The organism is Hyphomonas sp. ske169, from assembly GCF_056850855.1.
Genome location: NZ_CP096146.1, coordinates 2,756,465 through 2,768,718, shown reverse-complemented (window position 1 = coordinate 2,768,718; position 12,254 = coordinate 2,756,465). Strand labels below are relative to the sequence as shown.

The window sequence follows — 12,254 nt, the reverse complement described above, 5'->3', positions numbered from 1 at the left end:
GGACCGCCCCAATTCAATTCGTGACAATAAGGCCTAGCGACCTTTGGTGACGAGGCCGATAATGCCGCCAATCACACCGCCGCCAACGCCGCCATTTAGGAAGCTGCTGAGCAGTCCCATAATCGCTTCACTGCCGAGCAAGGATTGAAAGCCGACATCGGCTGCGTTCATGCCGTAACCACCAGCGAGACCGCCGATAATCCCAGCAATGGCGCCTGTTCCGCCTTTACCGCCAAGTGCTTTTGAGACGATTGGTCCAAGGACCGCACCGCCAACACCATTCAAAATGAGTGGAATAAACTGTTCCATGTTTTTGCCCTCCCGAGGCTATACGAGGGGCCTGTTTTCAGATCTCCCCTCACGTAAGGCACCAGAATTTTTGAATTCTGCCAAGGGCTCTCGCGCAGAACGAGAGTCTGGGCTAGGCAGTCTCATGGCTGATCTTCAACCTGCTTTATTCCTCGATCGCGACGGCGTCATCAATGTCGATCGGGGCTATGTGGCGCGGGTGGACGACTGGGAATGGGTGGACGGCGCGACCGCCTGTATCACCGCTTTTAAGGCCCGCGGCTGGTTCGTTTTCGTGGTCACCAATCAGTCCGGGATCGCGTTTGATCATTACACAGAGGCCGATATGCAAGCTGTGCATGATCATATGACCCACGGGATCGAACAGGCTGGCACCCAGATCGACCGCATCTATGCCTGCCCGTTCCATCAAGACGGCACCAATCCACGCTATCGAAAAGACAGTTTTGACCGCAAACCAAAGCCTGGGATGATCCTTCAGGCCATGGCCGATTTTCCCGTAAAACGCGAAGCAAGTTTCTTGATTGGCGACAAACAAACCGATATCGACGCAGCCCATGCCGCCGGAATTGGCGGTTTTTTGTTCAAGGGCGGCCATCTCGGCGATTTCGCGGAATGGGCGCTCGCGAGTTTTGAGGATGGATCAAGATGAAAACGATCGGTATGATTGGCGGGGTCAGCACCGAAGCGACGCTGATCTATTACAGGACGATCAATGCTTTGGTTCGGCAGCGGCTTGGCGGATATCACAGCGCCGATATGCGCATCCATTCGGTGAACTTCCACGAGTATAATGGCGCGCATGAAACCCGCGATTGGCCGTTTATTCGAGCGGGTTTTGACCAGGCTGCTAAAGGCTTAAAAGGCGCTGGGGCAGAATTCATCGTATTGGCCTGCAACACGCTGCACACGGTGGCCGATGCGATTGAAAACGCGACGGATTTGCCATTTCTCCACATTGTCGATGCGTGCGGTGCAAAGCTGCAGGCAGATGGCCGCAAACAACCGGGATTGCTTGGAACAGCGTTCACAATGGAGCAGCCCTATTTTGTCGATCGGCTGGCTGAAACCACGGGCATGACCCCGTTACTGCCAGATGCGGAGACCCAGAAAGAGCTCAGCCGGATCATTTTCGAAGAGCTCACCCATGGCGTGGTGACCGATGCGAGCATTGCCTATTATGAGGAAGCGATCGAAGATTTAAAAAAACGCGGGTGCGACAGTATCATTCTTGGCTGTACAGAGCTCGGCCTGCTGATCACGGACAAGAACAGCCCGCTACCGCCTTATGACACCGCCCTTATCCATTGCGAAGCGATCGCCGATTACATCTTGGCCGCGTAAGGCCTAAACGCGTTCGAAATCACGAATAATGACCGCGCGGATCTCCGTTTCCGGATAAGCGCCTTCGAGCCTGGTTTTAAACGCCGAGACGATAAGGCCTGGCAATTCCCATTCCCGGTAGGGCCCGAAATCGACGCTTTCAACGGCCTCAATTTTTAGGACGCTGACCGCCAATCCATCTGCGTATAGCGATTTGGCTGTCTCGGGATCGGTTAAAACGCCGACTGAAACCCGCAACCGTCGAGAATTGGGCCCGGAGTCTATGGAAATCGTTGCAGGTGCTGTATGATAGATGGCGCTGTCGCCAGAGAAAGTGACCGTGCCATATTCATTATCGAACGTGTTCGGTTCCGCTTGGACGACATCAGAGAGCAACTTTTCTTTAGGCGCGTCGGCAGACTCTGTTGCCGCTGTTTCATAACCGCCGTCGGACTCCTCGGCTGTGATTTCTTCGGCGGCTTTATCGTTTCCGCCAGAGGTTGCGAAAATGAATCCGGCGCCGCCCAATGCCGCAGCCAAAACAGCTGCACCAATCAAACCGATGGGAGACTTCAAAAGGCCTAGAAAGCCGGGCTTACGCGGGCTTTCCGCAGGTTCCGTAACGGTGTCGGTATCTTCGCTCATGTCGGCGTTCGAGTCCGCATCAGCTTCTGGTTCGGTGCCTTGAACCGGAACGGTGACCACCTCTTCTGGGTCTTCAAAAACCACTTCATCCGGAACGGGCGGCGTCTCGACTGCCGTTTGATCTGCGCTCAAATCAGGATCCGCTTCTATTTCCGTCTCTTCAGTCCGAACGGCGACCACTTCTTCTAGTGCCTCAAAAACCACATCATCGGGAACTGGCGATGTCTCGATTGCCGTTTGATCTGCGCTCACGTCCGTCTCCAACACGCTGAATTTCGATTACAAGTTGAAATTCATAACCTGAATAGTCTTAAGATTCCTTTTGATCTCAGGGATGTGTTTGCAGAGCGGACGTCCGATCCAGCGCGCCTAAAGCGGCTTTAGCGTCTTTCCATTCAGACCGCCCATGCGGCAGACTTCCATCCACTCGTCTTCCAGGACTGGCTGGACTGACAGCCGCATACTGGTGACGAGCGACATTTTCTCAAGCGCTTCGCTCGCTTTGACGGCTTTCAGTGTCACTGGCTCCGGCATGTCGGTCAGGGCGCGGATATGGACGCAATCCCAGCGCTCATCATCTGTGGTTGAGTCCGGCGCGCTTTCGGCTGAAACTTCCACAATTCCAACCACTTCCAGCCCTTCATTAGAGTGATAGAAAAAACCGCGATCGCCAATTTTCATCTCGCGCATATTGTTGCGCGCTTGATAATTGCGAATGCCGTCCCATTCTTCGCCCGCATCGCCTTTCGCCTTTTGCTGGTCCCAGCTCCATTTGAACGGCTCCGATTTGAACAGCCAGTATTTCATGTGCGCTCCTACAAGTAATGCAGGCCATTTAGGTCGCTTTGGGATCAGCGTCCACTGGTTGGTCATCGCCTTCGGTTTGTCGCAGACGTCCTTTCGCAGATCGATGGCGCCCATCGGCAGGTTTCAAACCGCTCGCCACCCCGAGGCCAACAGCTGGCATGTTGCCATAAACGGTCTCATGCTGCCCATCTTTTACCAGGAAAGTCTCGTGCCATATCCCAACATCGCCATCTGACCCGATTTCCTTGTTGAAGGCTTTCCAGGCAGGCAAATGCTCGTGATCTCGGCTCACGGAGTAGGCGTGCAAATGTTCAAAACTGCGCCAATATTGAACCAGGTAGGGGCTGCGCAAACTGAAAAAAGTCTTGGAGTGGAGCAAACCCAGCTCGGGATCCTTTTCAAGCTCGGCTAACATGCGCGGCATCGCCGTGATCACTGGGAACCACTTCCAAAACTTCCATAATTTGTGGACGCGCATTCCGATCAGGAAAATCACGAAGTCACCTTCAATACTCGCCGTCATCCGCCCCGGAATGAGTTTTGTCATGGATAGGCCCTCCCAGTCATTTTTTCTTGGCGCTATGGGTCCGGCAGGCTTCTGCAACCAGCGGCTCAAGCTCTGTCCAGTGCTTATAGTGCCGAATGGCCGCTGAAGCCCCCAACCAAGCGTCCTCAAACGCGTCGCGCGTATCGCCATCCGCCAGGATCGGCAAAAGCGGATCGACGCTGATCCGGATCGTGAACACCATGGCACCGGTCTTGGGCAGTTTGCGAATAGTTTGGCGTTCGACCCGCAAATGAAGGTCTTCGACCTGTTTATTCACCGCACTTGGCCGGTCGGGGGTATGGCGCTTGTCGCTCGCCTGCACCGTCCAGTTAAAGCGCTCCAGAACAACGCCCGGTTTTAGACCAGAGAAGATCCGTCCAACCCGCGCCGCAAGCTCAGGGTCGCCGCGGGGCACGGGGCTGTGCAACGCCCCAAGGTCGAGGCCGATCCGCTCGGGCAAGGTCCAAAAGGTCGGCGCACAGAGGACGCCCGCGATAAGTCGCCAATCGTTCGGGCGTGACGCCTCCAAAATGCAAAGATCATCCGAGACCAGTGAGGCTGCCTCTTCGAGCGCTGTTGGCATATTCTGGTTCGGCACACGCCCCGTGGCTTCAATGATCAGTGCCAAAAGCTCTTCGGCCGCCTGACCGTCCAACGCCCCGCCAGCGACATTGGCGCGCATCATTTTCAGGACCAGACATTTGTCTCGCAGCCAGGCATCTGACTCCGTATCAGGGGTCAGCCATTCAGAGACGGGAATAGGCGAAAGACCGGGCTCAAATTTCGGAATGCCTTGTAAAAAAGGCAGATGCGGAGGGGGTCGCGACTTAAGCGACACCCGCGCTGCCCCAAGAGGCGAAGCCAGCGATTTTCGGCGTGCTCGGCAGATACATGGTCTCGAACTGGTCGAGCTTGAAGCCTTCGGCCTCGAGCATGGATTTCGTATCGCGTGTCAGGTGGCAGCCGCCCGCCATCCGTTTCCAGAGCGGCTCGATTCGGCGCTGCCATTTCGCGACGCCTTCATCTGGTGCCAGACCATGTTCTGAGAACAGGACTTTGCCGCCCGGCTTCAAAACCCGACGCAACTCCTGCAAAGAGGCCCGCCAATCTGGGATCGTGCACAAGACAAATGTGACGACGGCCGTATCGACGCTCTTATCCTCGAGCGGCACTGCTTCAGCGCCGCACGTATAAATATCACTGGGAAAATCGTAATCGCCTTCGGCCATCGCATTTTTCGCCCGTTCCACCATCGGGGCGTGTGGTTCAATCGCGTGCAAGTGTTTAACTTTGGCGGCATCGTAATAGTCGAAATTTGTGCCGCACCCGCAACCAATCTCCAGGACGACGCCTTCGGCTTCTGGGACCACTTTCTCGCGCTGTTTCATCATCGGCTTGGACGAGCAAGCACATGAAATTAGCGGCGGTAATACATATCGATCCCAGAGCCCAAACATTACTCGCTTCCTTCCACCATTCTCCGGCGCGTCTGGCCGTCCATGGGTTCGACCACTAGCGCATTTTGCGTGATCCGAACACGGTAGCTCAAATTATCCGCCATGGGGAAATAAACCGCCGACCCAAACGGCGGCGATCCGCCACTATTTTTTGACGTCACCATGCCCGCTGAAAACCAAGACGGCTTGTCGCCTGCAGGTGCGTCTTCGCTGAGGACCCGATCAAGCTCTTTCTCGCCGCTATAATTGACCAGCGCGCCATAGACATCGAGGCCAAGCTCTTGGTCAAACACTTCAATCTTGCCGTCCTCGCTGACCCGCCGGCCATAGGATGTCGCGCGGGTCAGATCGGTTGAGCTAAACCGGCGGGCATAGCGGCTTTCAATGAATTCTAGACGATAGAGACTGTCATAACCGAGCATCTGTCTCATCGGCGAGAATCGGATGACTTGCGCGCTGACTTGGAATTCATCGCCAATAAATCCGTCTTGAACGATCACCTCGCCAGATGGCAGCGTCATGGTCATCGTATAGGTGTCTTCAGCGCTATTATCTTGCACAAAGCTGATCTCAGCGACATCGCGCTCTTTGGTCAGTGCCTTATAGGTTTGCAGGTTTAACCCGACAAAGGTTCCAATCCCCGCCGCGCCCAGAAACCCGATCCCGAACAAGAACCGCAATCCACCCGCCGCCAAGCGCAGCTTCATCAACCGCCCTATGCCTGCGAAACTCAATGCTAAACCGACAATCCCTGCAAGCGCCGGTAAGATCCACCAGATCATCATATGCCACCTCCTTAGAGCCGCCCCTTATGGCTCGTTGGAATTAACTATATCAGTGGATTTTGATGAAGACAGGGCACGCGCGCAGACTCCCTCACCATCACGCGATAAGTCACTGAATAAACATCTGTTTTTAAATTACTCGATCCACTGGTTCGAGCTGAAATTATGGCTGGCGGGATGCGCTATAATGAACCATGAGCGCCTTAAGTTTGATCCGGATGCAAGGACTGACCTAAAATGTGTTCGCTATTCCCGATCACATGCTGGCTGACGCCGACGATCAGAGGGTCAGGCGCGCGAGCAACGCGGCGGTCTTTGTCGGGATAATCCAATGAAGACAGGAAATGCTGCATACAATTGATGCGTGCACGTTTTTTGTCCGAGGATTTGATGATCGTCCAAGGCGCATCCGCAGTGTCCGTATAGAAGAACATCGCCTCTTTCGCTTCAGTGTAATCGTCCCAACGGTCCAAAGACGCGCGGTCAATCGGAGAGAGCTTCCATTGTTTGAGCGGGTCATGCTGTCGCGCTTGAAAACGTTTCTGCTGCTCGTCTTGGGTGACAGAAAACCAGTACTTGAAAAGCTTGATTCCTGAGCGGGTCAGCATCCGCTCTAGATCGGGCACCTGACGCATAAACTCGAGGTATTCTGTTGGATTGCAAAAACCCATAACGCGCTCGACGCCCGCTCTGTTGTACCAAGATCGGTCAAACAGAACGATCTCACCTTCGGTCGGCAGATGGTTGATATAGCGCTGAAAATACCATTGCCCGCGCTCTGTATTCGTCGGCTTCTCTAAGGCGATGACCCGAGCACCGCGCGGGTTCAGATGCTCAGTAAAGCGCTTAATCGTGCCGCCCTTGCCTGCTGCATCACGACCTTCAAACAAAATAACAATTTTTTGGCCGGTCTCTTTGACCCAATGTTGAACCTTCAAAAGCTCGACCTGCAGCTCTGCTTTGTGGCGTTCATACGTCTTACGTCGCATCTTCGTTTTGTACGGAAACTCGCCATTTTCGAATAATTCACGAATCCGATCCGGATCATGGCGCTGTTGCCGAGCGGTGAGCGAGGATAGCGCCTCTGCCGAAGCGTCACCAAAGGCTTCGCTCTCAGGCAAGCCTGATAATGTTTCATGAGCCATATCTGATCCTCCTACCCTATCCGACGGCGACGTCAGGATGGCGTAGTAAGACTCAGATCAAATACGCAGACTCACCTATATGCGCAGAAATACGGGCAAAATGATTTTAAGCGTTCGCGGCTTTCGCGGCGCGTTTGCGCTCGTGCGGGTCCAAGTGGACTTTGCGCAGGCGAATGCTTTCTGGTGTGACTTCCACCAGCTCATCATCGGCAATGTACGCCAAAGACCGCTCCAGCGTCATTTGCAGCGGCGGGGTCAGGCGCACAGCTTCATCCGTGCCGCTGGCGCGGACGTTTGTGAGCTTCTTGCCTTTGAGCACGTTCACTTCGAGATCATTGTCGCGGGTATGCTCGCCAACAATCATGCCTTGGTACACTTTAGCGCCAGGGTGAATCATCATCGGGCCACGATCTTCGAGGTTCCATAGCGCGAAGGCGACGGCCTCGCCTTTATCCATCGCGATCAGCGTTCCGGTACGACGGCCTTGGATTTTGCCTTTATAAGCCGCGTATTCGAGGAAGACGCGGTTCATGATCGCAGTGCCGCGCGTGTCCGTCATTAGCTCGCCTTGATAGCCGATCAAGCCGCGGGTTGGCGCGTGGAACACCATCCGGGTGCGACCAGCACCTGATTGCTTCATCTCAATCATTTCGGCTTTGCGTTCTGACAATTTCTGCACAACCGCGCCGGAAAACTCGTCATCAACATCGATCACGACTTCTTCGATCGGCTCCAGGCGTTCACCGCCCTCGCCTTCTTTATAGACCACTTGTGGACGCGAGACGCCAAGCTCATAGCCTTCGCGGCGCATGGTTTCGATCAAGACAGCGAGTTGCAGTTCGCCCCGGCCTGAAACGATGAAAGACTCAGCCTCAGTGGAGCGCTCTACTTTCAGCGCGACATTGCCTTCGGCTTCGCGCTGCAGGCGGTCCCAGATCACCCGGCTGGTGACTTTGTCGCCTTCAGTGCCGGCGAGCGGGCTGTCATTGACGCGGAAGGTCATAGACAGAGTTGGCGGATCGATTGGCTGAGCTTCAATCGGTTCCGTCACGCTCGGATCGACAAATGTGTCAGCCACGTTGGCTTTCTGAAGGCCAGAGATGGAAACGATGTCGCCGGCCTCACCCACCTCGATCGGTTCACGCTGCAAGCCTCGAAAAGCTAGGACTTTCGAGACCCGGCCACTTTCAACCAATGAGCCATCGCGAGCCAGGACTTTGACGGTTTGGTTCGGCTTGACCGTCCCAGAGGTGACGCGTCCGGTCAGAATGCGGCCGAGGAAATTGTCCGCGCCAATCGTCGTTGCGAGCATTCTGAATGGACCCTCTTCGACTTTTGGTTCCGGTACGTGTTTGACGACCAAGTCGAACAGCTCATCCATATCGGTGCGCTCTTCTTCATATTGAGTCGACATCCAGCCATTCTTCGCGGAGCCGTATAGGATCGGGAAATCGAGCTGATCATCATCGGCGCCGAGCGCGTCGAACAGGTCGAACACTTCGTCAATCACTTCGTCTGGGCGGCGCTCAGGCTTATCGATCTTGTTGACCGCGACAATCGGGCGAAGGCCAATTTTCAGCGCTTTCGAAACCACGAATTTGGTCTGCGGCATCGGCCCTTCGGCGGCATCGACAAGCACGATGGCGCCATCCACCATAGACAGGATCCGCTCCACTTCGCCGCCAAAATCAGCGTGTCCGGGCGTATCCACAATATTGATCCGCGTATCGCCCCAGACGACGCTGGTCGTCTTGGCGAGAATGGTGATGCCGCGCTCTTTTTCGAGATCATTAGAATCCATCATCCGCTCGGACGTGGCTTCATTTTCGCGGAACGTGCCAGACTGTTTCAGCAAACAGTCGACCAGGGTTGTCTTACCATGGTCAACGTGGGCGATGATCGCAATATTGCGAAGGGAAGTTGGCTCGGTCATCGGGAGGGGCTCTCAAAGCGCTATTTGTCGTTGCGCGCGCCATACACGGGACCGGGGGCTTTGGCTATGGCTTGTGGACACTCCCGCGCCCGCCGCCGCTGAACTTGGCGCTGACAAAGCGTCAGACTTTGGTTAATCAGAAATGGGGCGGACGAAATGAGGGATATTATGCGTCTGATTTTATTGTGCTTGTTTGCGGCCCTTTCGCTCGGCCCAAGCGCGGTCGCGGAGAAACGGATCGCCTTGGTGATTGGCAATAGCACCTATGAAACAAATGGCTGGACCCTCGCGAATCCGACCAATGATGCAGAACTGATCACGCGGTCGCTTGAGGCTGTCGGATTCGAGGTGCATCAGCTGCTCGATGCCGACAAATCCGCCATGGAGGAAGGGTTTCAGCAGCATGCTGATCGGCTCAAAGACGCTGGCGAGGATGCGGTTGGCTTTTTCTTCTATGCGGGGCATGGCGCCCAGCATCGCGGCCTAAACTATCTCGTTTCGACCGATGCGCGCTTACGATCGGCAGCAGATCTCATGCGCCAGCCCAAGCTCGACCTGTTAATGGACTATCTCGACTATGCGGGGAACCAGACCAATTTTATCGTCCTCGATGCGTGCCGGAACAATCCCCTGCCCGCCTCAATGCGCAGCGCCCCGCAAGGTCTTGCCAGTAGCCAGAAAGTGCGCGGCACCCTGATCGCTTATTCGACGGCACCGGGCATGGTGGCCGAAGATGGTGAAGGACGGAGCAATAGCTCTTACACGACCTCGCTCGCGGCACTGATGACTCAGCCAGGCTACTCCGTTGAGACGATGTTTCGGGTCGTCGCGACACGCGTCGAAGACCTCACAGAGGGCTATCAAATCCCTTGGACAGAGAGCGGGTTGCGCGGGGAGGCGGATTTCTGTTTTGCCGGATGCGAATTGCGCGGTGAAAATGATCTCGAAACCGAAGCGCTATCGGAAGCGATCTCAAGCAATGATCCGATGATTTTGGAAGTCTTCCTCGACCTCTTCCCAGAAAGCGAACACCGCAATTTCGTTGAATCGCAAAAGCGCCAACTGGAAATCGAACGCAGCGCGGCGCAAGAAATTGCCGATGCTAAAGCCGCCAATGAAGCGGTCCGCGAGCTGTTTGGCGTCGATCGGCTGATCTCAGAAATGATTACGCCCTGGCAGGATGAGCCGCAGCAGATCACAGCGCGCTTGGGGATGGAAACACGGATCCTCGAAGGCGACCCGGCCTTTGCCAAACTGGATGAAGCTATGTTCGTGTTTTTCGACGAAGGCTCGAGCACGCTCTCCGAAGCAGCGAAGACCAATCTCGATCTGTTTCTGAAATACACGGCGGATTCTCACATTCTCGAGGCCGGGCCAGGCAGCTTATCCATCATTGCCAGTTGCAGCCCGGATGAGACCAGTCTCGAAATCTGCCAAGGTCGGGCGTTCAGCGTCGAAAGCTATCTGCGAGAGCTGGGCCTATATGAAACCGCGATTTTGCAATCTGAGAATTGGGGGTCGATCCGCCAGATTTCGGCCGGCGATAGCGGGATCGATGAGAACGATTTGAACAGATACGCCGCAATCATGCTGTTGAACCGATAGATCTGCTCCCGAACGCCGCAATAACCGGGAACTCGAAATTAGCTTGACTCATAATTATCAAAAATGCTAATTAGCATTTATGGCAAATGAAGTCTTCAAAGCGCTTGGACACCCTTTGCGCCGCCAAGTTATGGCGCTGCTGCAAAAGGGACCTAAGAGTTCAGGCGAATTGGCCGAAGCCTTTGACGCGGCCTGGCCAACCGTCACACGCCATTTGAATGTGCTCAAGGATGCCGACCTCATCACGGCAGAGCGTCAGGGCACATCCATCATCTACCGCACGAATACAAGCGTCGTTGAAGACGCTGTCACCGCACTGCTTGGCCTAATCGGTCGCGACAATGGTGACGATGACATCAAGGAGGCCGCAGAATGATCCGGACGGGTTTAATCGCATCAGCGATCACAATCACGCTTATGGCAGGAATTGCTATCTGGGCGGGGCAGCAACTTCCGGCTGAAAACATTCCGGTACATTGGAATGCCGAAGGCGTGGCGGACCGATTTTCTGACAAAAATGAAGCGCTCTTTCTGCTTTGGCTGCTGCCCACCAGCGCTCTGTTCGGGGCTTTAGTGTTCTCACTACTGCCGCAGATTGAGCCAATGCGAGATAATCTGTTTAAAAGCCGCAAGGCCGATAATGCGGTCTGGATCACCACGATGCTGCTCTTCCTCGGTATCCATTGCGGAATCGCCTATATGATGGTGATTGGCAGCGGTAGCGACATGCAATCGAACGAGTTTGTTCGCTTTGTGATTGCCGGAACCGGCCTGCTCTTCATTATCCTCGGCAACTACCTGCCCAAGACGCGTCAGAACTGGTTCCTTGGCATTCGCACACCGTGGACGCTTTCCAGCGAGTTTACTTGGGAAAAGACGCATCGTTTGGCGGGCCGCTTATTTTTTCTGGTCGGCCTCGTCTGCATGGTCAGCGCCTTCGTAGTTGACGGGATTGGCCTTGTTTTTGTGGTCACCGGCGCCGCAGTTGGCAGCGCGCTGATCAGTGCGGTCTATTCTTTCATCATCTACCGCAACGCACCCGATAAGCGGGTCAGCCCAGACTATATCGTCCAGGCACCCGGGCTTCGCAGAGCCCAGACCTCTACTCGATCGTCTCTTCTGCTTTCAGCATCACAGCCGGCTTATCGTCGCTGAGCATCTCAGTCGGCATCGCGGCTTTCGCTTTCGCACTCGCCCAATCACCGGCATTGACCCGCACAGCATAAGCGCGCGTTTCGATAACACCTGGTCCTGGACGAGCGGTTGCCAGCACGTTCACATAGTGGACGCCAGCCGATTGAGGCTGAAAATCCACACGCCAAGTATGCGTCGTCACATCCGACATGGCGACCTCTGTCACCCGCGTGGCGCCGAAGACTTCAAGCCCATCACCGCCCGTTGCCTCAAGCGTCAGTGTGCCAGTTGGATAGCCTTCATTCACTGTGATGGTCACTGCGCTATTCTCACCGACTTCAAGCGTTTTGACGGCCGGGTGCGAAAAGGTCACCGACGCGCCGGGCTTCACGGTGCTGATCGGCGGCGCCAACGTCACTTTGCTTACAGCCCCATCAGCCGCGATCTCAGCCCTACCACTCGGTGCCACATCGCTGGCCGGTTGTTGCGCACAAGAGGCGATCAAAACGCCCGCGCTGAGCGTTAGAAGGCCGAACAGTTTTCCAGTCTTGGTCATGGTGCTTG

General features: G+C 55.2%; 15 protein-coding genes. 5 read left to right on the top strand and 10 right to left on the bottom strand.

Going from position 1 to position 12,254, the window contains the following annotated elements:
* Positions 1 to 33 precede the first annotated feature (33 nt).
* Positions 34 to 309 carry a hypothetical protein gene (locus MY069_RS13495; protein WP_482794307.1) on the bottom strand — a complete coding sequence of 92 codons (276 nt, stop codon included), beginning with the start codon at positions 307 to 309 and terminating at the stop codon, positions 34 to 36.
* A 124-nt stretch (positions 310 to 433) separates the two neighbouring features.
* Here MY069_RS13495 and MY069_RS13490 point away from each other — a divergent pair, with 124 nt between their 5' ends.
* Complete coding sequence (locus MY069_RS13490; RefSeq protein ID WP_482794306.1) at positions 434 to 961, top strand: D-glycero-alpha-D-manno-heptose-1,7-bisphosphate 7-phosphatase; 528 nt, start codon at positions 434 to 436, stop codon at positions 959 to 961.
* Positions 958 to 1,653, top strand: coding sequence for an aspartate/glutamate racemase family protein (locus MY069_RS13485; RefSeq protein WP_482794305.1), 696 nt, complete (start codon positions 958 to 960; stop codon positions 1,651 to 1,653). Before MY069_RS13490 ends, MY069_RS13485 begins: the two co-directional genes overlap by 4 nt.
* A 3-nt stretch (positions 1,654 to 1,656) precedes the next feature.
* On the opposite strand, the gene MY069_RS13480 is transcribed toward MY069_RS13485, so the two are convergent.
* From MY069_RS13480 to typA, 8 genes are all read right to left on the bottom strand, one after another.
* Positions 1,657 to 2,529 (bottom strand): hypothetical protein, encoded by an 873-nt coding sequence (locus tag MY069_RS13480; protein WP_482794304.1) that lies wholly within the window; start codon positions 2,527 to 2,529, stop codon positions 1,657 to 1,659.
* Positions 2,530 to 2,646: 117 nt separating this feature from the next.
* Positions 2,647 to 3,084 carry an EVE domain-containing protein gene (locus MY069_RS13475; protein WP_482794303.1) on the bottom strand — a complete coding sequence of 146 codons (438 nt, stop codon included), beginning with the start codon at positions 3,082 to 3,084 and terminating at the stop codon, positions 2,647 to 2,649.
* A 28-nt stretch (positions 3,085 to 3,112) separates the two neighbouring features.
* Positions 3,113 to 3,631 carry a DUF4188 domain-containing protein gene (locus MY069_RS13470; protein WP_482794302.1) on the bottom strand — a complete coding sequence of 173 codons (519 nt, stop codon included), beginning with the start codon at positions 3,629 to 3,631 and terminating at the stop codon, positions 3,113 to 3,115.
* 16 nt (positions 3,632 to 3,647) lie between these two features.
* Complete coding sequence (locus MY069_RS13465) at positions 3,648 to 4,469, bottom strand: heme-dependent oxidative N-demethylase family protein (RefSeq protein ID WP_482794301.1); 822 nt, start codon at positions 4,467 to 4,469, stop codon at positions 3,648 to 3,650.
* Positions 4,459 to 5,088: a class I SAM-dependent methyltransferase gene (locus MY069_RS13460; protein WP_482794300.1), complete on the bottom strand. Its 630-nt coding sequence runs from the start codon at positions 5,086 to 5,088 to the stop codon at positions 4,459 to 4,461. Before MY069_RS13460 ends, MY069_RS13465 begins: the two co-directional genes overlap by 11 nt.
* Entirely contained in the window at positions 5,088 to 5,873 is a 786-nt protein-coding gene (locus MY069_RS13455; protein WP_482794299.1) for a hypothetical protein, read from the bottom strand. Before MY069_RS13455 ends, MY069_RS13460 begins: the two co-directional genes overlap by 1 nt.
* A gap of 203 nt (positions 5,874 to 6,076) precedes the next feature.
* Positions 6,077 to 7,018, bottom strand: a complete 942-nt coding sequence (gene ppk2, locus MY069_RS13450; protein ID WP_482794298.1) for a polyphosphate kinase 2 — start codon at positions 7,016 to 7,018, stop codon at positions 6,077 to 6,079.
* A gap of 106 nt (positions 7,019 to 7,124) precedes the next feature.
* Complete coding sequence (gene typA / locus MY069_RS13445) at positions 7,125 to 8,951, bottom strand: translational GTPase TypA (protein ID WP_482794297.1); 1,827 nt, start codon at positions 8,949 to 8,951, stop codon at positions 7,125 to 7,127.
* 168 nt (positions 8,952 to 9,119) lie between these two features.
* Between typA and MY069_RS13440 the strand changes: the two genes are divergently transcribed.
* From MY069_RS13440 to MY069_RS13430, 3 genes are all read left to right on the top strand, one after another.
* A complete protein-coding gene (locus MY069_RS13440; protein ID WP_482794296.1) occupies positions 9,120 to 10,556 on the top strand; it encodes a caspase family protein in 1,437 nt (478 codons plus the stop codon).
* Between the two features lie 79 nt (positions 10,557 to 10,635).
* Positions 10,636 to 10,932 carry a metalloregulator ArsR/SmtB family transcription factor gene (locus MY069_RS13435; RefSeq protein ID WP_482794295.1) on the top strand — a complete coding sequence of 99 codons (297 nt, stop codon included), beginning with the start codon at positions 10,636 to 10,638 and terminating at the stop codon, positions 10,930 to 10,932.
* A complete protein-coding gene (locus MY069_RS13430) occupies positions 10,929 to 11,711 on the top strand; it encodes an SdpI family protein (RefSeq protein WP_482794294.1) in 783 nt (260 codons plus the stop codon). The genes MY069_RS13435 and MY069_RS13430 overlap by 4 nt, the downstream gene beginning before the upstream one ends.
* On the opposite strand, the gene MY069_RS13425 is transcribed toward MY069_RS13430, so the two are convergent.
* Complete coding sequence (locus MY069_RS13425; protein ID WP_482794293.1) at positions 11,659 to 12,246, bottom strand: hypothetical protein; 588 nt, start codon at positions 12,244 to 12,246, stop codon at positions 11,659 to 11,661. The two genes, MY069_RS13430 and MY069_RS13425, sit on opposite strands and share 53 nt — an antisense overlap.
* Between the last annotated feature and the right edge of the window lie 8 nt (positions 12,247 to 12,254).

Excerpts from the sequence above, each read along its gene's own strand:
- typA (WP_482794297.1), bottom strand. The coding sequence starts at position 8,951 with ATGACCGAGCCAACTTCCCTTCGCAATATTGCGATCATCGCCCACGTT.
- MY069_RS13485 (WP_482794305.1), top strand. The coding sequence starts at position 958 with ATGAAAACGATCGGTATGATTGGCGGGGTCAGCACCGAAGCGACGCTG.
- MY069_RS13440 (WP_482794296.1), top strand. The coding sequence starts at position 9,120 with ATGCGTCTGATTTTATTGTGCTTGTTTGCGGCCCTTTCGCTCGGCCCA.
- MY069_RS13430 (WP_482794294.1), top strand. The coding sequence starts at position 10,929 with ATGATCCGGACGGGTTTAATCGCATCAGCGATCACAATCACGCTTATG.
- MY069_RS13495 (WP_482794307.1), bottom strand. The coding sequence starts at position 309 with ATGGAACAGTTTATTCCACTCATTTTGAATGGTGTTGGCGGTGCGGTC.
- MY069_RS13425 (WP_482794293.1), bottom strand. The coding sequence starts at position 12,246 with ATGACCAAGACTGGAAAACTGTTCGGCCTTCTAACGCTCAGCGCGGGC.
- MY069_RS13490 (WP_482794306.1), top strand. The coding sequence starts at position 434 with ATGGCTGATCTTCAACCTGCTTTATTCCTCGATCGCGACGGCGTCATC.
- MY069_RS13470 (WP_482794302.1), bottom strand. The coding sequence starts at position 3,631 with ATGACAAAACTCATTCCGGGGCGGATGACGGCGAGTATTGAAGGTGAC.
- MY069_RS13455 (WP_482794299.1), bottom strand. The coding sequence starts at position 5,873 with ATGATGATCTGGTGGATCTTACCGGCGCTTGCAGGGATTGTCGGTTTA.
- MY069_RS13460 (WP_482794300.1), bottom strand. The coding sequence starts at position 5,088 with ATGTTTGGGCTCTGGGATCGATATGTATTACCGCCGCTAATTTCATGT.
- MY069_RS13435 (WP_482794295.1), top strand. The coding sequence starts at position 10,636 with ATGGCAAATGAAGTCTTCAAAGCGCTTGGACACCCTTTGCGCCGCCAA.
- MY069_RS13475 (WP_482794303.1), bottom strand. The coding sequence starts at position 3,084 with ATGAAATACTGGCTGTTCAAATCGGAGCCGTTCAAATGGAGCTGGGAC.
- ppk2 (WP_482794298.1), bottom strand. The coding sequence starts at position 7,018 with ATGGCTCATGAAACATTATCAGGCTTGCCTGAGAGCGAAGCCTTTGGT.